The organism is Coleofasciculus sp. B1-GNL1-01 (genome assembly GCF_040220235.1).
Taxonomy (GTDB): Bacteria; Cyanobacteriota; Cyanobacteriia; order Cyanobacteriales; family Coleofasciculaceae; genus Coleofasciculus.
The window spans coordinates 51,538-73,808 of the sequence record NZ_JAVJTO010000123.1 but is presented as its reverse complement, the minus strand read 5'-3'; the positions used below and the strand labels follow the sequence as shown (position 1 = coordinate 73,808).

Sequence of the window (22,271 nt, the reverse complement as noted above, 5' to 3'; positions counted from 1 at the left end):
ATTTCTAATTTTTCATTAATGATATCCACTATTCCTATTTCATCAATTAATCCAGCTATAATCCCCAAATGGTCTAGGTTTTTGACTTCTATTGTTGATTTAGACAAGGTTAATCTCTCTTTTAAATAGTTACAGCTAACTAGCTAATTATCTCAAGGTATCAATCCTCAGTAAAGTGAGTATTTATGCTTAGTGTTCTCGGAGACGTGTCTGTAACCTGTCATGTTACATTTTGAAGTGCGGAGTGTGGGTTTGAAGGAAAATACTGAGCGGTTAAATCCTCTTCACTCGAAATGGTGTTTTTTGCAGTTTTCGGCAAACGGATTGGCAGGATTGTGTCATAGATGAATCCAAAAACGGCAAGCAATTTGGTAAATTTCGGTAATGGGCGACTGCTTTAAGACTTCTAGTATGGACTTGAAACGCTTTTACAGCGCTTTTCACGTTTATGGAATAGAAAATTGTATCGGTTGGTTTTTGGGCGCAATCATCGTCTGTAGTCTACTAACTTGAAAACTGCTGTAAGCCTTAAGCAATGTGCTGTAAGCCAAAAAGTACAGCTAACCGTACTGGCATACAATTAGGTGAAGCTTTTCGTCTTCTTGTTCCTGCTATCCCGCTTACGCGAGGAGTCAGTGCTGCGTTCTCTCTACTCGGGTCTGAATCCACTAATCCAAGCAAATTGATGATCCCCAAATGGTTAATGTTTCCTATTTTATTGTTTTAGAGAGCGTAGTTTCGATTGCTGGTGTACTCATCTGTGTGGGACTATTCCTATCCTACTCTAGGGCGCGACGAGCTTTGCGATGGTGGGAACGCAGGCGAGGGTTTCAACTGTATTGCGAAACTGAGCGAATTCGTAATGGGTTGTTGCAAGAGTCATTGGCGATGCGTCGCAGCTTAGAGTTATGGCTGGGAGATAGTCATGAGATTTCTTTGGAGCATGTCCGAGACTGGTTAAAGGGGATTGAAAAGTTCCATCATTCTCTGGGACAATTGAGCGATCGCCTATCGCCTCCTTTTGTTGAGGAAAGTTTACCCCTAGCTGTACAGTACTTGCTCGAACTGTGGCAAACTTACAATCCTCACCTTAACATTCAGATGGAACTGCCGGGGGATTGGCAGGATGAGTCTCCTGAGTGCTCTCGAGTGATTTTAATCGCCTTAGATGAGTTACTGCGAATTACGTTATCTCAAGGAGGTACATCCCGTTGGAGCAACGACACCGACACCAAAGGCGTACTCAGAGGGTTTCAACAATGCCAGACTGAAAAAATTGGTATGCTTCCCTCAGAGGTGTTCACTCAACTATCGATTCATGTCCGCTTACAGAAACAGGGGAAGTTCGGTGATATTAGAGTTCAACTCTCTTATCCTAATGAATCAACAGTGGTCTGTCCATCAAGTCTCAAAGATTTGGACTATCTTAAGGAAGCTTTTCACTTTGTCACCGGCGGACAGTGCTTTTATAAGAGAAAGGAGTTGATGGTAACGTGGCACTTCCGTTGGCAATCACCCCAACCTCAGCTCCCAAAATTAACCCTAGACTGCGATGGATTTGAATATGAGTCTAAAATCACCAAAGCTAGTCAAGTCAAAAATTCTCGTGGTTGATGATCACGAAGCTGTCTTGGATGGAACTGTGAATATGCTGACAAAGCAGTACCCAGAAGCCGATGTGATCACCGCTCAAACCGCACGAGGCGCTCAACAACAAGTGGAGGGCGCTCAACCTGATTTGGCGATTCTGGATCTTTCTATTCCAGAGCAACCTGGAGACATGGCGCGAACGGAGACAGGGATTCAACTGGTGAGAACGTTGATGGAGCAGTATCCCACCTTGAATATTGTAGTTCAAAGCGCTCATGTCCGCTCACTGGTGCGTCTCAAACCTGCGATCTCGACTCATGAAGGGGGTTTTACGATTGTAGACAAAAGTCTGCCCCTCCAGGAAATGTTAACTAAGGTTGATTGGGCGCTTCAGGGAGTGGTTTACACGCCCAGAGAGATGCGAACGGGGTTGGAAGTTAAGCCGGAATGGTTGGAACTGTTGACCCTCGCCTTTCAAGAAGGATTACAAGATAAAGCGATCGCTCAGCAGATGAATATTGCTGAACGAACTGTGCGTCATTATTGGACGAAGGTTCAAGACGCTTTGGGCGTTTATCCGGAACCGGGGAAAAATATTCGGATTCAAACCCAAATGCGTGCTAAGGAGGAGGGTTTAATTGATTAGTTATTGGTCATTGGTTATTAGTCATTAGTCATTTGCTCCCCAGACGCGCCATGGCGCGTCTCTACATGCTCCCTAATTCCCTATTCCCTGTTCCTTGTGCAGCGTAACCTTTGGCGAAACATTCAAGCGGAACTTGCCATCTGGCGGGTTGGGGCTTTGCCAGGATTGATTATTATTGGACTGGTCATGCTGGCTCGTCTGACGGGTTCGCTACAATTTTTGGAATGGGTGGTGCTGGATAATTTTCTGCGGCTGCGTCCAGCTGAACCTATGGATGAACGAATTGTGATTGTTGGGATTGATGAAGGAGATATCCAGCAGATAGGAACGTATCCTATTCCTGATCAAGATATTGCTGAACTCCTGAGACTATTGCAGAATTATCAGCCGAATGTCATTGGTCTTGATATCTTTAGAGACTTACCCGTTGAGCCCGGTCATGCTAAATTGGTTGAAGTATTTAGAGAGAGCAAAAACTTAATTGCGATTGAGAAAGCGTTGCGCGATCGCGAGGGGTTTACTGTTAGTCCACCACCCGATTTGCCCCCTGATCAAGCTGGATTTGCTGATGCGGTTCTGGATAGAGATGGGTATCTCAGACGCAGCCTGCTTCGCATTTCTACTCCCCAGGGAGAGCGTAAATTGTCTCTGACGCTACGTCTGGCTCAAACCTATTTATCTAGTCAAGGAATTCCCCTAGAACAGGGAATTCATGACCCCAATGCTATCCGGTTTGGTTCCACTGAACTGACTCGGTTTCAACCCAATTCTGGGGGATATGTGAGAGCCGATGCTGGCGGAAATCAGATTTTGCTCAATTTTCGCGGTGGTCGAGAACCGTTTAGAGTGATCTCACTTAATGATATCAAAAGTGGACATGTTGATCCCAACTGGATTCGCGATCGCATTGTCTTAGTTGGGATAACGGCTGCTAGTGTCAAGGATATCGTAAATTCGGCGGCGATTACGGGTGTTAACCCCAAACTGGTTTATGGGGCGGAAATTCAAGCTCATGCGGTGAGTCAAATTATTAGTGCTGTTCTGGATGGGCGTCCCCTTTTGCAGGTTTGGTCAGATGGATGGGAATATTTGTGGATTTTTGCCTGGGGGTTTTTAGGTATTAGTCTGGGTCGGCTATTTCAATCCCCTTTCAAGATTCTGATGGGATTGGGGATGGCTAGTGTGGGATTAATCGGTATTTGTTATTTCGGGTTGATTTTAGGGTGGTGGATTCCCCTTATTCCGGCAATTCTTCCTCTTGTTTTTAATGGTGCTGGACTCACCGCTGGGTTATTTTATCGACATCAACAGGATTTGCGGTTACGGCTGCAAGAGCGGCAATTTATTATTGACCATACATTTGATACCATCCACAATGGACCGTTGCAAAGACTGGCAAGGATTTTAAGCACGGCTCAAGAAAACCATTTATATTCTGAACTGTTGTTGTCTGAACTTAAACAGTTGAACCAAGAGATTCGCACAGTCTATGAATCCGTTCGTCGAGAAACGTTAACCCAAGGGGAACATATTTATCTGGGCGGTAATTTAGAATTAGATTTACAGACGCCAATTCATGAAATACTCTATCAAGTTTACGATAATACGATAACTCGTGATTTTCCTTGCTTTAAAACCATTAAACTTCAAATTAATAAATTTGAACCTCTAGAAAGTCGATATCTAAGCCTCGACCAAAAGCGGGGGTTGTGTCGATTTCTAGAAGAGGCGTTGTGTAATGTAGGGAAATACGCTGTTGGGGTGACTCGTCTGAGTGTAATTTGTACTCAAGAAAACGGTAAGAATGTTATTCGCATTATCGATAATGGGGTAGGTTTAGACGCATTATCTGATAACTTAGATCAATATCGAGGTCGGGGAACGCAGCAGGCAAAAAATCTGGCTCGACAACTGCGAGGAACGTTTCGGCGGTTTCCTAATTCTCCCAAAGGAACCGTTTGTGAATTAACTTGGTCTGTGGCAAAAGCGTGGTTCTGGTAATGTTGAGGAAGTCATACCCTTTGAGTTTCAACAAAGATACATAACCTGTTGAGGGTTATTCGTCAAAATAATTTAAAAAAGGTCATTGATAAAGGTTTTAGCCCTATTTATTTAACGCAACTTAATATTAGCTGTCAACTTTTCCTGAACTTTCCTGAACTTTCCTGAACATTTCCTGAACTTTTATCGATAAGATTATCCTAGATTGGGGTAACGTTGTTTTAGACGTAGCCTGCTACGTCTGAAACAGCCGTGTAGCTTATCCTGTCCGGTCAAACACTCTGAAAAAAATGCCTGAAACAATAGGGTTTAAAGAATTGCAATTTTGGGTAATCTTTAGGACAGGACAGGCTATGTAGTTTTCAGCCAGGACAATAACGGGAACTTGTGAGCAAACCATCCCAATTCTGTCATTAGGTTTACACTTATAGGCATCAGATGCACAAGTCCTGGGTTGTAGGCTGTAAATAAAGCGTTAAATAACTAAGACAATTATGCAACTTTTATGGCGGCTAACAAAACAATTTAATGGTAAACTCGTAATCGGTGCTGTTCTCAGTTTATCTTTGGTAATAGGTGGTGTCGCTTTAGCTGATGATAAAAACGGAGAGGGCGCACCTGATCCAGCTCATACAGGTTCAACGGGAACAAGACTATACCAACCTCCTGATGATTTGCTGTCGCCCTTTGGCGATGGTTCAGAAGGTAGACGAGGCGGTTGTACGGGTGATGCAAAAATTAGTTTAACAGCCCTCGCCCCTCAAAGCCATGTGGGACAAACGGCTTCCACTCACCCTACCTTCGCTTGGTTTGTCCCGGATACTCAATCTTATGAGATAATCTTTCAACTCTATGAATATGGGTCAAATGGGAGTCGTAACGTAATCCAGGAAATTCCGCTACAAAGTTCTCCGGGAATCATGACATTATCGTTACCAAAGGATAAACCGGGTTTATCAATTGGACAAAGATATGGTTGGAGAGTTGTGCTTCTGTGTAACCCCAACTCCCCCTCTAGCGCTTTAGTAGCGGGGGCGGATATTGATGTTGTCCAGACGCCAGGGACATTTTCTGATAGTCTTGATCCCCTAGAAAGAGCGAAGCGATATGCAGAGGCAGGGTTATGGTATGATGCATTAGCGGAAGTTTTAGCATCAGGAAATGAGGCAAGTATTTTACTTGAAGATTTACTCAAGGATTTAGCTGAGTTAGAAAACTTACAAGCAGCAGAAAATGGCAGTGAACAGGGTCAGCGATTGACACAAATTGTTGAGGTATTAGATAGGTGATAACCTACCTGTAGGGGTACGGCATTGCCGTACCCTTCCCCTGTATATAGATATAGCGTTTGTGCATACCTTACAACCAATTACCAATCATAATAAATGCTGCCCAATAAGCGGGGTGAGCGGTTTTTCCTCCGGCTTCAATTAATGAGGCTTGAGCCATGCGAAGTGCTTCGGCTTTACTAATCCTAGAATCGCGTAAATTAGCATAAAAATCCGTGGCAATTTGGGCAGTTGTAGCATCATCAATAAACCAAAGGGAAGCTAAAGCACTTCTAGCACCCGCTTGCACCGCGACACCCGCTAAACCCAAGGCGGCGCGGTCATCTCCAGCAGCGGTTTGGCAAGCGGTTAAGGTGAGGAGTTCTACGGGGTCAGAACGTTTTGAAACCGTCCGTAGCTTTCTATCCAACTCAGTAATCGTGAGTTTTTCATTGTTTCCTGTGACAATAAATGTGTTTTCTGGATCACCACCAAATTCGCCGTGGGTGGCAATATGAAGAATGGGGTAAACGGTTTGGTTTAATTCCTGTTGTAGGCGAGTTGAGGTGAAGTCTTCATCCAGTAATCCTTGGCTTCCAGGGAGTAGGGTTTTGACCTGATTAATTTCCCAGGAAACATTCGGTAAAGGGGGAAATTCGCGACCCTCGATAATCGCGGGTTGGGTTAATCCTAAAGCTAATGCTAGCAGGTCTTCGCGGTTGAGGGTTTTGGGGTCAGTTAGGGTTAAGGTTGGTGTGGTAGCAATGGCATACTTTTGCACTAGAAAGTTCTCGCCATCGTGGAGGGCTGCCATGGGGATACTGCGTAGGATACCATCTTGAATGAAGACTAAGGTTTTGATGTTGGCTTGGTCTAAATCGGCGGCGAAGGGGCGAATAATCCAGTCGTAAAGTTTCTGGGCGGGTTGGGGGTTATAGGTTCTAAAAAAGCTTTCGAGTCCGCGACGGAAGGTGTTGATTTCTTGTCTGAGGGTTTCGCGGTCAATGTTTATCCAGGTGAGTCGTTTTTCACCGTTGGGAAAACTGGCGATAATTGCGGTGCGGTCTGGTAAAATGATGGAACTAAAGACGGCAGTGGCGGTGTTTTCTCCGACTAAATCTACTCGTTCTTGGTTGAAGGCGGTTAAGACACAATCGCCGCCAAAATAGTCTTGAAGTTCGGCTAATTTGAGGGAGTCAACGGTGTTGAGAACAGAGGTGAGGGTTTTGGTTTTCTCAGACGTTGGAGTTGAGGAGAGGGAGGCGCGTTCTAATCTGAGTTCGATGAGTTGTCGGTAAAGGGGGTCAACGGTATCACGAAAGTCGAATTGGATGTCGCGATTGGCGAGGAGAATATCACCTCGGATACTTTCTAAGGTTGCGATCGCGCGGTTGTATGTGTCAATCGCCTGAGTTGGGTTTCCTTGGGCATTATACAGGCGTGCGGCTTGCCATTCCCACAGATAGAGGCTATCTTTAGCTAGCAGGTCTTGGTCGGCGGCTAATCGGGCTTGTTGGGTGAAGTTGAGGGCTTGGGAGTAGTCTTGCTGACATTCGTAGAAATGACCGAGTTCCCCTAGGGCAAAGGATTGGGCGCGATTGTCTTGGAGGCGTTGGGCGATGGCGACGGCTTGTTGCAGGAGGTGTAGGGTTTGGCTGGGGGATTCTGGGGTGACACATTGGGTTGTCGCCTTTGTGTTTCCTTGACTGAGGAAGTGGGCTAAGTCAATCGCCCCATAGACTTGATCACGGGAATCGGGTAAGGTTTCTAGGAGGGAGAGGGCTTGTTTGAGGGCGTGGCGGGTAGACTGGGTGCGGTATTCTGGAGTAATGGTATTGAGGAGCGATCTCAGTTGTCCTAGGCGATCGTTGTGGGTTTGGGCGAGGTTGAGGCTGGTTTGAAAGACGGTGAGGGCTTCGGTGTCGTAGGTTAATGCTTGTTTTTTGAGTTTATCGGCTTCGATGGTATCGCCGCGAATGGTTGCAGAGTTGGCGCGGCGATAATGGATGTTGGCAAGGCTAAGGTAGGTATTGCCTAGATGAGTTAGGGTTGAGGTTTGATAGGCGATATTACCCATTTCTGTTGCCAAATCTAAGCTGGCTTGCAGATGGGTGAGGGCGCTTTTGTAGTCGCCTCGCAGCCGCAAGGCTTCACCTAAACTTCCCAAGGCGGCGGCTTCGGTGGGTTTGTCTTGGGTGGTACGGGCAAGGGCGAGGGCGCTATCGGGGGTACAGTCGTTCGGGGAGGGATTACATAAGAGTGCGATCGCGGTTCTGGGTTGTCCTATATTAGTATAGGTTTGTGCCTTTTCGACGAGAAGCCTTGCTACTTGGGGGGTATCAGCGATTTGGCGATAATAGGCGATCGCATTTTCCCAATAGGTGAGGGCTTTTTCGCTTTGCTTGAGGTGTTGATAGGCGCGGGCGAGGTTTTCTTGAACTATGGCGGCGCTGGCTCTTTTGTTGGTGTCTTGGTAGTGGGTTAAGGCGGTTTGCCAAGGTTCGATGGCGTCGTAAATATCACCGTTTTTGTAGCGTTGGATACCTTGTTCCACGAGTTGATCGGGATTCAGTGTTTGGGCGGTGGCGATGGGGCTAAGTTTGAGGGGGGTAAGGGTTAAGGAAACCTGACTTAGACTCAAACTGAAAGTGAGACTACACAGGAATAGAATCAGGAGAAAGGGGCGAATTCGGAATCGGCGGTGTTGGCTTTTCATTTCGTTCGTTCGTAGTTGCGCTTTAGCGCCATAAACGTTGAAACACTCATGACAAACACTTGAAAAGCCTTGAACTAAAGTTCAGGCTAAAAGCTTAAACCCGTTGAAACGGGTTCAAAGCCTTTAGTCTAGTAAGCTCGATTCTTACTTTAGCTTTCAGCCGGAAATTGATTTCCCGGCGTCCGAGTTGAAACACTCACGACAAACACGCAAGAAGCCCTGAACTCAAGTTCGGGCTAAAAGCTTAAACCCGTTGAAACGGGTTCAAAGCCTTTAATCCAGTAAGCTTTAGCTTACTTTAGCTTTCAGCCGGAAATTGATTTCCTGGCGTCCAAGTTGAAACACTCACGACAAACACGCAAGAAGCCCAGAACTCAAGTTCGGGCTAAAAGCTTAAACCCGTTGAAACGAGTTCAAAGCCTTTAATTTAGTAAGCTTTAGCTTACTTTAGCGTTGGTTCCGGAAATTGATTTCCCGGCGTCCAAGTTGAAACACTCACGACAAACACGCAAGAAGCCCTGAACTCAAGTTCGGGCTAAAAGCTCAAACCCGTTGAAACGGGTTCAACGCCTTTAATTTAGTAAGCTTTAGCTTACTTTAGCTTTCAGCCGGAAATTGATTTCCCGGCGTCCAAGTTAGTGACCGTCGGATTAACTGTAATTCTAATCGGTTTCCGCTTGTTCTCCAATTAAATTAATTTTTGTTACTAACACTTGCTTTTTGCCTCGTTTACTTCATTCCCAGTTTTGAGAAGGGAATGAGCTCAGGGAGACTTCGCCTCTTAATAATAACCACTCTTCAAGAGCATTTCCTAGAGGGATGCTGGAAACGAGAAAGAGCAAAACAGTAACACAAGCTACAAAAACCCCTTGAATAACCCAGGGCGGCTTTTGTCGAGAGGTTATCGATAGATACCCTTCCCGATTGTTCCAGACATTTCCGACAACAACTGGAACAGGTGTCTTCCTGTCGCCATGCAGTTTTCGGCAATACCCCTGGCTGAATTGTGCAACCCACTTGTCAGAATTCGGCAATCCAGCTTGCACTTAACTGCATCACAGGTTCCGTCGCGTTCTGGTATTGTTGGAAAATAAGGCTAGAAAACCATCAACTTTACTGGCATAATTGGGATCAAGTCTTGGGGTTTGCCAAGATATTATTCAGGGGCATTTTGTCATATTTGATACCAAATTTACGATTAGGTTTGAATTCAGACGTAGCATCCCGCTTTTGCCAGATTCGTAGGGGCGCACCGACGTGCGCCCTTTCCCCGACGTGCGCCCTTTCCCCGACGTGCGCCCAATCACCAACATCTGTCCAAACCCCGACGTGCGTCTGATAAACATCAAAACCCGATGGCTTAATTCATTACTAATCTCAGGAGACATTTGCCGTGATCAAAATAAACAGGTTGGCTGGGCGTTGGCAGTCGTTTATCATTGGCACTGTCGGCTTAATCGGCGTATTGGTAACCGGGGGAAATGAGGGAGTCTTCGCCCAGGTGATACCGGATGATACCCTGGGGGCAGAAAGTTCTGTGGTTACCCCTGATGTGCTGATTCAGGAGATACTCAGCGACAGAATCGATGGGGGCGCCACTCGCGGCGCGAATCTGTTTCATAGTTTCTTAGAGTTTAATATTGGGGAAGGGAGAGGGGTTTATTTTACGAATCCCGATGGGATAGAAAATATCCTCTCCCGTGTTACTGGGGATAATGTCTCGACTATATTGGGCAGGTTAGGGGTATTGGGTGAAGCGAATCTATTTTTACTCAATCCCAATGGGATTTTATTTGGCGAAAATGCCAGTTTAGATATAGAAGGTTCCTTTGTCGCCACCACAGCATCAGGGATAGAGTTGGGTGAGGATGGGGTTTTTAGTGCGACTCAACCGAAGAGTAGTCGTTTACTCTCGGTAAGTCCTGGGGCGCTATTTTATAATGCTGTAGAAGCGGCGGGGGGTAAGATTACGAATCGGGGGAATTTAACCACCGGACGAAATCTGACCTTAGATGGGGAGAATTTGGATTTACAGGGAGAGTTACGTTCTGGCAGTGATTTAACCCTTTTTGCCCAGGATACTGTGAAAGTGCGGGATAGTGTGGCGACACCGTTTTTGGCACAAGCGGGTGAAAATCTAACGATTCAGGGGAATGGCGGTATTGATATTTGGGCGCTGAATCATCCGACACAGACACCATTTGTGAGTGGGGGTGATTTAATCTTAAGGAGTGATGGAATTATTTCTGGGGATGCTCGTTTTGCCAGTGGTGGCAGTTTTGTGATTCAAAGTGTGTCGGGGGGACTGGCAAATTTTGTCAGCCTTAATGACCCGATTATTAGTGCTACTGGGAATGTGGATGTTGCAGCTAACTATACCGGGACATCGTTATTAGTGGAAGCAATGGGTAATATTCAATTTCAGGGTGATATCAACATTACTGGACCTGATGATAGGAATGTGTTACCGGATGGACCGGATACGGAAACACTGAGTACACGTACAGCTTTAATTATGCGATCGGGGCAGGATACTTTGGCTTATGGGGGGGTTAATTCGGTTCCAGCACCTGATTATAGTACGACAGATGTGCCAGAGGGAATTACGATTGGTGGAGATGTTGTCTTACAGCCGTTTAATGGGGTTGGGGGGATAGTTGATCTGGAAGCGGCATCGGGGGATGTGAATACCCAACTCATTAGCACCAATGGACAACAAGTCTCTAACTTTGACAATGATGCCCAAGGGGGTGCAATTAGCATCGCCGCCAACGGTAGTATTAAAACTGGCGATTTGTTTTCTTACTCGTTCTCTCCCTTAGGTAATGCAGGAAATGGGGGAGATATTAGCCTCAGTGCCGCCAATGGCAGTATTGACAGTGGCTCTTTAATCTCTGACTCACGTTCAGAAAAGGCTGGTAACGCTGAGGATGGAGGAGATATTCGCCTCAGTGCCGCTAACGATATCACTATCACTGGTGGTTTGTTATCTTACTCGTACTCTAATTCGGGTAATGCCGGAAATGGGGGAAATATTAACCTCAGTGCCACTAACGATATCACTATCACTGGTGGTTTAGATTCTTACTCACGGTCTGTAGATGGCGATGCTGGGGATGGGGGTGCGATTACCTTGAGTGCCGCTAACGGTAACATTTCCACAAATATCTTGAACTCCAGATCTCGTTCGGTTTCTTTTGGCAATACAGGAAATGGGGGAGATATTCGCCTTAGTGCCACTAACGGCAGCATTGATACCGAGGGTTTGTTTTCTGACTCGTGGTCTAATTCTGGGAATGCAGGAAACGGGGGCGTGATTAGTCTGGAAGCTGCCAACGGCAGTATTACCACGGGGAATTTGAATTCTTCCTCATACTCTGATACTGGCATCGCCGGAAATGGAGGAACAATTCGCCTTGAAGCCAACAATGGCAGCGTTTCCACTGGTTTTTTAGCATCTAACTCACGTTCTTATTCTGCTGGTAGTGCAGGAAATGGGGGTGATATTAGCCTGGAAGCTACTGATGATATCAACATCAATGGCTTTTTGTATTCATACTCCTCTAATCAGGGCACTACCGGAAATGGGGGAGCTATTAGCCTCAGTGCCGCTAACGGCATCAATATTACTGGGAATTTGTTCTCTTCCTCTCGCTCTAATTCGGGCGATGCCGGGAATGGGGGGGCGATTAGCTTAACTGCCGCTAATGACATTAATATTACCGGAAATTTGTTCTCTTACTCGTGGTCTCCTGATTCTGGCAATACAGAAAAGGGTGGCGCAATTACCCTGAATACCACGAACGGCAGCATTAACACACGCAGTTTAAATTCTGTCTCTCTCTCTAATTCGGGTAATGCCAGAAATGGGGGAGATATTAACCTCAGTGCCGCTAACGATATCACTATCACTGGTGGTTTAGATTCTTACTCACGGTCTGTAGATAGCAATGCTGGGAATGGGGGAGATATTCGCCTCAGTGCCACTAACGGCATCAATATTACTGGGAATTTGCTCTCTTACTCGCGCTCTAATTCGGGCAATGCTGGAGATGGGGGTGCGATTACCTTGAATGCCGCTAATGACATTAATATTACCGGGAATTTGTTCTCTTACTCGTTCTCTCCTGATTCTGGCAATACAGAAAAGGGTGGCGCAATTACCCTGAATACCACGAACGGCAGCATTAACACGGGTAACTTGGAATCTGTCTCTCGCTCTAATTCAGGTCGTGCGGGTCAGGGTGGCGCGATTACCTTGAGTGCCGCTAAGGGCGGCATTTCTACTGGTTATTTGTACTCGCACTCGTACTCTTTTTTATCCAATAATACAGACAATGGTGGTGCAATTAGTCTAACTGCCGCAAACGGCATCAATATTACTGGGAATTTGTTCTCTTACTCGCAGTCTGTAGATGGCAATGCCGGGAATGGGGGAGATATTCGCCTCAGTGCCGCTAACGATATCACTATCACTGGTGGTTTAGATTCTTACTCGTGGTCTGATTCGGGCAATGCCGGGAATGGGGGAGATATTAGCCTCAGTGCCACTAACGGTAACATTTCCACAAATACCTTAAATTCTAGAGCTCGTTCTGTTTCTTCTGGCAATACAGGAAATGCGGGGAATATTCGCATTGAAAGCGGCGATGGAATTAATATCAGAGGTTTGTTGTTATCTGACTCGTGGTCTAGTTCGGGTAATGCAGCAAATGGGGGAAATATTAATCTCAGTGCCGCTAATGATATCACTATCGATGATGATGCATACGCTAACTCGGTCTCTGATGATGGGGGAACAGCAGCAAATGGAGGCACAATTAGTCTCGTCACAGCCAACGGCAGCATTAACACGCGCAACTTGTGGTCTGATTCACGCTCTAATTCGGGCGATGCCGGGAATGGGGGGGCGATTACCCTGAATACCACGAACGGTAGCATTAACACGCGCAACTTGAGTTCTGACTCACGCTCGGATTCTGAGAGTGCCGCAAATGGAGGCGCGATTAATATTAGCGCCACCAACGGCAGCATTAACACGGGCAATCTCTTATCTGCCGCGAACTCTGGTTCTGGTAGTGCCGGAAATGGTGGGTTGATCACCTTGTTTGCCAACGGTAACATCACAACGGGTGAGATAGATTCTCAGACAGAGGGTGCAGGCAATGGTGGAAACATCACCCTCACTAGCACGGCGGGAGAGATTGACACCACTGGGGGGAATGTCACCTCTCAAATTCGGGATAATTCAGGTGGCACAGGTAATGCCGGAACCATTATTTTCACGGCTAGAGGTGATATTCGCACGGCTACCTTAAACTCGAGTGCCGAATCGGGCAATGGCTCACTTATCCACCTTACCAGTACAAATGGAACAATAGACACTACTGAGGGAGATTTGGCAACTGATTCCAGAAGTGGCAACGCGGGAGATATTCAACTTGATGCCTTTGGTGACATTATTCCCGGAGAAATTATCTCTACTATTTATTCGTCTGATCCATTGGCTCGTGGCGGAGATATAACTATTGTTAGTGAGAATGGAGTAGTCCGGGTTGAGAACAATCACACGATCAGAAGTAGAACCTTTGGAGCAGGTAAAGGGGGAGACATTAATCTTGAAGGGCAATCGATCTTTATTAGTAATAATTCTAGGCTAAGTGCTACAACGTTTGGACAGGGGGATGCAGGCAGCGTAAATATTGTTGCCTACGATACGGTTATTATTGATAAAGACAGTAATATATTCAGCCAAGTCAACACACAAGGAGAGGGTGATGGTGGCAGCATTAACATCACCACTGGATCGCTGTCTGTAAACACTGGTGCTTCCTTATCCGCCCCCACTTTTGGGCAAGGGAATGCAGGTAGCGTGAATATCAATGCCCGTCATACTGTCTCCTTTGATGATGGTAAGGTGTTTAGCAGCGTAGCACAGGGAGCAGTGGGTCAAGGTGGCGACATCAACATCACCGCAAGGTCGCTTTCGTTAACTAATGATGCTGAACTGTTTATCGCCACCTCTGGACGGGGGAATGGGGGCAGCATCAGTATCGAAGCCGATCAGCTCTCCTTGAGTTCAAATGCCGCACTTATTGGGGATGTAAATCCAGGTGGAGAAGGACGGGGGGGAGATATCAACTTAAATGTCAAAGGTACACTCTCGCTCACTGGTGGAGAGACTGCCCCAACTGGGGAATCAACCAGAATTACTCTAGGTGTACTCACGGGTGGAACAGGTTCTGGTGGAGACCTGAATATCAGGGCTGGTTCTCTAATTCTGACAGATGGCGCTATTATCAAAAACAGTACTCAGGGACAGGGAGATGCAGGCAATATTTATGTCAATGCTGATGTTGTCGATATCTTAGGTAGTGTTCCCAGTAGTGGATTGCCCAGTGGGTTATTTACCAGCACCGATACCACTTTTGACGCTGGCGATATTGTTATTGACACTCAAACATTCCGAATTGCAGATGGAGCCGCTTTAAGTGCCCGCAGCAAAGGGGATGGGCAGGGAGGCGATATCACAGTGAATGTCGGCAGTACATTTGAGGCGACGGGTGGCGGACAGCTAATAACAACAACATTTGGTCAAGGACAAGCCGGCGATATATTTGTTAATGCAACAGACCAGATAACTATATCTGGTAGTGACCCGAATTACGCCAACCGCATTGCCAAATTTCCCAACCCCATCGATCCGTTTGTTGCTAACGGTATCACAGAAACAGGACCTAATAGTGGATTATTTGCCAATACAGAAATTGACTCCACTGGCAACGGCGGCAATATAGAAATTGTCACAACCAACTTCAACTTAACCGATAACGCTCAAATCTCTGCTTCCACTTCCGGTAGTGGCAAGGGAGGAAACTTAACTGTCACCGCACCCGAAGCGGTAACAATTCGCGGTAATGGTCAACTTTCGGTAGAAACCACGGGTGATGGCGCTGCTGGCAACCTATCCATTGACACACAGCGGCTCAACATATCTGATAGCGCCTCTATCTCCGCCTCCACCTCCTCCGCCAATCCCTCCGGCGTCGGTGGTAACATCACCATCAACGCCACCGAATCCTTCCACCTCACCAATCAAGCCAGTTTACTCGCCCAATCAACAGGTGCAGCCAAAGCTGGCAACGTCACCATAAACACCGAACAACTAACCGCCGATAACGGTTCCATCACCACCAGCGCCACTGCCACCAGCTTAGGAGAAGGTGGTAGTATCGATGTCAACGCTTCTCAAATCAACCTCAAAGGCACAGAAATAGGCTTATTAGCCGAAACCGAAGGCGTCGCCCCCGCTGGTGCATTAACCCTGCAACCCTTTGCCAATGGACAGAATTTAACCATTAACCTTCAAGATAACGCCAAAATCTCTGCCGCCACTTCCGGTAGCGGTGAAGGGGGAAGCTTAAGCGTCACCGCACCCGAATCTATCACCATTCGCGGACAAGGACAACTCTCCGTAGAAACCACAGGCGATGGTGCCGCCGGAAACCTCACCATTGACACCCAAAATCTCACCATCACCGACGGCGCAACGATATCCGCTTCCACCGCCTCCCCCAACCCCCAAGGCTTAGGCGGTAATCTCACCATCAACGCCAGCGAATCCTTCACCCTCACCAACCAAGCCCGTATACTCGCCCAATCCACAGGTGCAGCCCCGGCGGGTACTATCACAGTAGACACTGGACAACTCAGTGCCAACAATGGCTCAATTGAAACCTCCGCAACTCAATCCGCAGGCGGTGCGATTACCATCACCGCTTCTGACATCCGCCTATTTGGGGACAGTGACATCAGAACCGATGTCGCCTCTGGTGTTGGCGGTGGCGGTAATATTACCCTAACCGCCGACACCATCCTGGCATTTGCCGATAGCGATATCCTGGCATTCGCCCAAGATGGCAAAGGGGGCGATATCACCTTCAATACTCCCGTCTTCTTCGGTTTTGCCTATGCTCCTGCCCCCAAAGGCACTGATCCTGATACCCTGGATCATAATGGTCGAGTGGATATCAATGCTACAGGTGCAGTAGAAGGCGTGATTACCCTACCCGACACCAGCGCAGTTCGCAACAGCCTCACCCCCTTATCGAATAATCAAATCGATACCGACAAACTAATTGCCGAAAGTTGCATCGCCCGTCGTCATGAACCAAAACGGGGTAGCTTCTTTATTACGGGTACGGGGGGTATCCCGTTTCGTCCTGGGGATCTTTATGTTACACCGTATCAGACCGGAACCGTGCGGTCAATTCCCAGTCAGGGAGATGGGGAAGCTGGGGAAGAATCTTCCTCAACTCGTCGCCCTTGGAAAATCGGTGATCCAATTATCGAGCCCACGGGGATATATCGATTAGCCAATGGGGAATTAATCATGGGTCGTTTATGTGGGGAGTAACGGTAAAAGGGTAGTAGTTCGGCACACCTGATTTGAGGAATTCCGAAACCGTAGGGGCGCACCGACGTGCGCCCGACACACCGACGTGCGCCCAACACGCCCCGTGCGCCCGATTCAATGGTCAAATCTGTTCCACAATTTTGGCTGTGTCATAGCAAATAAATACCCCCTGAAGAGAACTAGATCAGGGCACGATACTATCGTGCCCCTACCGAATCAATTATCCCTAAGCCGTGCCCGATTTATCTATCTCCGGCTAAATTTCACCAGAGGTTAAATTAGGGGGATAGGTAAATTTATCCAATCACAATTTATCACATTATGGTATTCCCCAATAAGATGAGGGCGCACGTCGGTGCGCCCCTACATCTTATGTGTATTTGTATAATCCAACCCACCCTGATTGCACCGCCACAAACATCCTTGCCCAATTTTTAACTGCCCAACCTCTCCAAACATTAATACTTGCGATCGCTCCTTCCTCAAACCTAGTGTTCAAGGTGCGTTACGCTGCGCTAACACACCCTACAAATAGAGGTTTGGCGTATTAATTTGCAGTTTTCGGCAAGGGCGGTGACAGGATTGCGCCATAATGTTGTCTAATTCTTACCATCAACTTGGCAGAAACAGTGAATGCATCGCTTCGTTTCTTTCCGTATCGTATTAATTAAAGAGCAAATTTTTAGCCATTCCCAGGAGAAACCAAGCCAATGCAACTCTGTTATCGTGGCGTTCCTTACCAGAAAAATCCCACTGCAATTCCTAGCACTGAATCCGCAACAATTGGCAATTATCGAGGGAAGCCTTGGCACAAATCTATCCTGAAAAACGCCCTTTCCGTGGCAGGATTTCGACAACTTAAGTATCGCAGCATTTCTTATATCAGCCCTGTCTGGGGCTTAAAACCCACGCCTTTACCCTTCAACCCTAAACCAAAACAAGGGGTTCAAAGTCGCGCATCATCTCGATGATATAGCAGTAGACACATCGATTAGGACAAGCGAACTGTTGTTCCAGACGTTCCGGCGGAACGTCTCTACGATCCGGATGTGTCCTAACCGCTATGGCGGTTGCTATAGCTGCTACCCATTCCCAATTTAAATCGTCCTAGACTTCAAATTAAAGAACAGGATCAGGTTTCTAATGAAAACCATTCTAATCATTGAAAATGATACCCAAACCCGAACTATTGTTAGAGAATTTACGGCACACACCCCTTCATCAACCAACCATTCAGTTGTCTTTCCCTCCATTCCCAAACTCAGTGAATGCTTTAACTTTATCGAAGCGAATTATCACCAACAAATTAGCCTGCGCGATGTCGCCCAAGCCGTGGGTTACTCTCCCGCTTACTTAACCGACTTAGTGCGACGCCAGACGGGACAGTCGGTATGTCGCTGGATTATCAAGCGCCGCATGGCAGAAGCCCGTCGCTTACTTCTCGTCACCAGTCAATCCGTGCAAGCGATCGCAGAAGCTGTGGGCTATTTCGATACTAGCTATTTTATTCGACAGTTTCGCCAACTTAACGGCATACCACCCCAAGCCTGGAGAAAAGCGCATCAATCCCATGGCAAACCCTATCAACTTACTTCTGATTAGGTTTTAGACGTTCAATAGTTTACCCTTAATTCATTGCTCTACCATGGAAAACTCAAAACGACTTCATGCTTCAGGGATTACACCCAATCCCTCCCTAGCCAAATCTCATCGCTTGGTTGTCAGCGACACCCCTAGTGCAGCGCTGCGGAAATACTTGAGCAGCTTCGTAGATACAATGAAGCAGGGGAAGCAGGGGAAGCAGGGGGAGATATTAGCTGTTCAGTTATTTCTGCCTTCTTGCACTAGTAATCATGAGAGCCCCCCACAAAATCAGATATCATTACCAGCAAGGCTTCAGTCGAACCAAGGATGGTGTTTCAGTGGAAAAAAAGCCTGGACAACCCAACTCGCGATCGCAACGACTATTCTCTGTCTTATTCCCCTATTCGGAGTAACCCGTAATACTTGGGCGCAAGAACCCACAAAGGCGGAAATTGCATCAGAAATTGAAAACTTAAAAAAAGCGGATGAATTTCTAGTTGAGGACGCTGTTGATGCGTTAAGAAAACTGGGTTCACCCGCTATCCCCCAACTCATTGAAGCCTTACAGTCAGAGAATTTGCAAGTTCGTCAAGGTGCCGTTAATGCCCTGGGAAGAATTGGAAAAGCAGCTATCCCGGATCTACTCGAAGGGTTAAAATCAGACAAAGAGCAAGTCCGTTGGAGTGCCGCGAATGGGTTAGGGAATATCGGTTCTCAGGCTCAAGATGCTGTTCCTGACTTAATCGTAGTGCTTAAAGACCCAGAGCCACGAGTTCGCAGCAGTGCCGCTGATGCGCTGGGGAGTATCGGTCATGACGCTCAAGATGCTATTCCCGATTTGATAGAAACCCTCCAAGATACAGATGCACGAGTACGCAGCAGTGCCGCTTCAGCACTGGGCAATATCGGTCATGATGCAAAAGACGCGGTTCCCGATTTGATCCAGGCACTCCAAGATACAGATGCACGAGTACGCAGCAGTGCCGCTGATGGGCTGGGGGGCATTGGTGCTGATGCCAAGGAGGCGGTTCCTGATTTGAGGGCAGCACTTCAAGACTCCGACAAGGATGTGCGTCGCAATGCAGCTTGGGCTCTGGGAAGGATTGGCAGTCATGCCAAAGAGGTAGTTCCTGATTTGATCCAGGCACTTCAAGACTCAGACAAGGATATTCGTAGAAGTGCGGCTTATGCTTTGGAAATGATCGGTCATGATGCCAAAGAGGCGGTTCCTGATTTGATAGTAGCGCTCAAAGAGGATAAGGAGGCGCAGGTGCGAAGCTGGGCGGCTGATGCGCTGGGAGCTATCGGCGCTAAAGAAGCGGTTCCCCAATTGAGAGTAGCGCTCAAAGAAGACAAAGAAGTACAGGTTCGTAGAAGTGCGTCTTTAGCTTTGTATACCATTGGTGTTGAGGCTCAAGAAGCTTTCCCCGACTTAAGAGCGGCTCTCAAAGACTCCGATAAATACGTGCGTGGAAATGCGGCTTATGCTTTGGGGGAAATTGGTGCCAAGGCAAAAGAGGCTGTCCCCGACTTGCAAGCCGCTCTCACAGACTCAGAGAAGTACGTGCGCGGCGGCGCCGCTTATGGTTTGGGAGGTATCGGTGCTGATGCCAAAGACGCTGTTCCCGACTTGCAAGCAGCACTCAAAGACTCCGATACAGATGTGCGATCAAATGCGGTTAGTGCTTTAGGGAAAATCGGTGCAGAGGCTAAAGAAACTGTTCCGGAGTTAAGAGCAATTCTCAAAGACAACGATGAGGATGTGCAGGTGCGTCGCTCTGCCGTTTATGCTCTAGGGCGCATCGGCGCTGATGCCAAAGAGACAATCCCCGACTTAACAGCAGCGCTCGAAGACCCAGATAAGGATATTCGTAGCAATGCAGCTTCGGCTCTGAAGCTGATGGCTGATAGCCTTCAGGACAACGTAAACACACTATCTCCGAAAGAATTAGCGTCTACAAGATCTGAATTGGAGAAAGCCCTAAAGATTCTGGAAGCCAATCAAACGGAGTTCTCAGAGGAAGAGACTAACGCTGTACGTCGGGCGATCGCAGACCTGAAAGACCAACAAAACGCTCACGTTTCCAATTTGATTCGCCAGAATCCCTGGGCAATGGGAGTAATAGTCTACCTGATCTGTGTTCCCTCCCTTTGGTCAATCCTCCTCTGGCTGCGCCCCTTGTGGTTGTTGAATCTCAACCAAATCCTGAAACACACCGATGTTATCGAATTGCCCCCAAACCTGGGCGGTTTTAAGATATCGCTTCGCACGGCTCTGATGATCCAGTTTTTTCATTATCACCCCAGAGTCCTAGATGCCTGGGTCAAAGCACATATCCAATCCGCTCAAGCTGAATTTCAGGACAAAGAAACCGTCAAAAACCGCCAAGTCTATATTTCCATGCCCGTTACTCTCAATGGTAAAACCCTCCCCAATCTCACCGGTAAAGAATTACGCTCCACCTTTAAAAAACAACGAGACTGCTTACTCATCTGGGGAGAAGGAGGAGCCGGAAAAACCAGCCTCGCCTGTCAAATTGCTCGCTGGGCAATGTCAGAGGATGAAACCGAACGTCTGTGCAAACACCAGATGTTACCTGTACTCATTGAACAGGATCTCAATGTTGAAGCCGCCGATAAATCACCGCAATCCCTACTGTTAGACACCATTAATGGGCAGTTGCAAGACCTAATCGACATCGAAGAAAAAATACCCGATAAACTCCTGGAACGTCTGCTACGACGTCGGCGGATTTTGGTGATTGTGGATCATCTTTCAGAAATGAACGAAGACACCCGCCGTGCAATCTGTCCGGCTCAGCCTGATTTCCCAATTAACAGTTTAATTGTCACCTCCCGATTTGCAGAAAAACTGGGTGGCGTGACCAAGACAAAAATTCAACCGATGCGAGTTGCTGGTAATCGCCTTTCCTCGTTTATGGAAGCTTACCTCACTCAACAGGGTAAGCGGGATTTATTTGACGATGCAGAATACTTTGATGCCTGTCGGCAACTTTCTCTGATGGTGGGACAACGTAATATTACAGTGCTGCTGGCAAGGCTGTTTGCTGAACAGATGATTGCGGCTAAAGAAGGCACAGGTAAACAGGATTTACCCGACAATATTCCTGAATTAATGCTTTCATACTTGAATGAACTCAACCAAAACGTTGTGAGCGATACATTGGATAACTGTACAGTACAGAAAGATGCCAAAATCATCGCTTGGGAATGTCTAAGACTCAAATATCGACCCACACCAGCCAAACGCCAAGATACCCTCAATGCCCTAGGAGGTGATGAACCCGAAATACACCTCAATTATCTTAAAGAACGTCTAGGTTTAATTCAAATTATTGGTCCGGCTCAAGACCAAATCCGTTTTGCGGTTGATCCCATCGCCGAATATTTAGCGGGTTTGCACTTAGTTGATATTTACGGTAGCGATGAGCAAAAATGGCGCAATTTCTTAAACAAAGCCGACTATGTGGAAGGAACCCCCGCTGCGATTCAAGGCTTCCTGCTGGCGGTGCGGGATTGTTGTCTGGCTCAAGGTGGAGTGCCTAACTTTGTGGTGGAGGAACTGAATCAACGAACGGGTGTGGCTGCAACTGAGATTCAAATAGAGAGCCAGTCTATAGCATTTCCCCAGCAGATACCATCCCATTAGAGTTGAGAGTTCAGATACAGCGCTTTTGGTAGTATAGCAACCGCCATAGCCGTTAGGACACATCTTATGGTAGAGACGTTCCGCCGGAACGTCTGGAACAACAGTTTGTTTGTCCTAATCGATGTGTCTACTGCTATAAGTGAACACAGACAGATCCCCGACTTTTTAGAGAAGTCGGGGATCTCTTTACCCACTTACTTGAAAAGCGCTGTAAACCGGATTGTCAATAATTGCGACACCCTTGTCGTGCGACCATCTTGGTCGCTACTTATACTTTTCTGCCAAGCTAGTTATCACTTTATGTAACTGAATAATCTGATTTCAGTCATAGAGTTTACCGAAAATACAAGTACATCATTTTTTTGTTTTTGTAGAGTATA

The 22,271-nt window shown here is 47.0% G+C and carries 11 protein-coding genes; 8 read left to right on the top strand and 3 right to left on the bottom strand.

Annotation, left to right across the window (positions count from 1 at the left end; all coding sequences use genetic code 11):
* On the bottom strand, positions 1-107 hold a 107-nt coding region (locus RID53_RS29985; protein ID WP_446390285.1), incomplete at its 3' end, for a DUF4277 domain-containing protein.
* Positions 108-696: 589 nt separating this feature from the next.
* On the opposite strand from RID53_RS29985, the gene RID53_RS29980 reads away from it, so the two are divergent.
* From RID53_RS29980 to RID53_RS29965, 4 genes are all read left to right on the top strand, one after another.
* Positions 697-1,614 (top strand): hypothetical protein, encoded by a 918-nt coding sequence (locus RID53_RS29980; RefSeq protein ID WP_446391571.1) that lies wholly within the window; start codon positions 697-699, stop codon positions 1,612-1,614.
* The gene (locus tag RID53_RS29975; RefSeq protein ID WP_446391570.1) at positions 1,565-2,236 is read left to right on the top strand and encodes a response regulator transcription factor; all 672 of its coding nucleotides are present in this window, start codon (positions 1,565-1,567) and stop codon (positions 2,234-2,236) included. Before RID53_RS29980 ends, RID53_RS29975 begins: the two co-directional genes overlap by 50 nt.
* Before the next feature lie 96 nt (positions 2,237-2,332).
* The gene (locus RID53_RS29970; protein WP_446391569.1) at positions 2,333-4,237 is read left to right on the top strand and encodes a CHASE2 domain-containing protein; all 1,905 of its coding nucleotides are present in this window, start codon (positions 2,333-2,335) and stop codon (positions 4,235-4,237) included.
* Between the two features lie 494 nt (positions 4,238-4,731).
* Positions 4,732-5,526 carry a DUF928 domain-containing protein gene (locus RID53_RS29965; protein ID WP_446391568.1) on the top strand — a complete coding sequence of 265 codons (795 nt, stop codon included), beginning with the start codon at positions 4,732-4,734 and terminating at the stop codon, positions 5,524-5,526.
* Positions 5,527-5,596: 70 nt separating this feature from the next.
* Here RID53_RS29965 and RID53_RS29960 read toward each other — a convergent pair whose 3' ends face one another.
* The gene (locus tag RID53_RS29960) at positions 5,597-8,221 is read right to left on the bottom strand and encodes a CHAT domain-containing protein (protein WP_446391567.1); all 2,625 of its coding nucleotides are present in this window, start codon (positions 8,219-8,221) and stop codon (positions 5,597-5,599) included.
* Between the two features lie 1,160 nt (positions 8,222-9,381).
* Positions 9,382-9,609: a hypothetical protein gene (locus RID53_RS29955; RefSeq protein ID WP_446391566.1), complete on the bottom strand. Its 228-nt coding sequence runs from the start codon at positions 9,607-9,609 to the stop codon at positions 9,382-9,384.
* Positions 9,610-9,614: 5 nt separating this feature from the next.
* On the opposite strand from RID53_RS29955, the gene RID53_RS29950 reads away from it, so the two are divergent.
* The 4 genes from RID53_RS29950 to RID53_RS29935 all read left to right on the top strand — a co-directional run bounded on the left by RID53_RS29950 (position 9,615) and on the right by RID53_RS29935 (position 21,891).
* On the top strand, positions 9,615-16,637 hold the full coding sequence (locus RID53_RS29950) for a two-partner secretion domain-containing protein (protein ID WP_446391565.1): 7,023 nt from the start codon (positions 9,615-9,617) through the stop codon (positions 16,635-16,637).
* Positions 16,638-17,347: 710 nt separating this feature from the next.
* On the top strand, positions 17,348-17,608 hold the full coding sequence (locus tag RID53_RS29945; protein WP_446391564.1) for a DUF4278 domain-containing protein: 261 nt from the start codon (positions 17,348-17,350) through the stop codon (positions 17,606-17,608).
* Between the two features lie 172 nt (positions 17,609-17,780).
* The gene (locus tag RID53_RS29940; RefSeq protein WP_446391563.1) at positions 17,781-18,239 is read left to right on the top strand and encodes a helix-turn-helix transcriptional regulator; all 459 of its coding nucleotides are present in this window, start codon (positions 17,781-17,783) and stop codon (positions 18,237-18,239) included.
* Between the two features lie 43 nt (positions 18,240-18,282).
* Complete coding sequence (locus RID53_RS29935; RefSeq protein WP_446391562.1) at positions 18,283-21,891, top strand: sister chromatid cohesion protein PDS5; 3,609 nt, start codon at positions 18,283-18,285, stop codon at positions 21,889-21,891.
* Positions 21,892-22,271 lie beyond the last annotated feature (380 nt).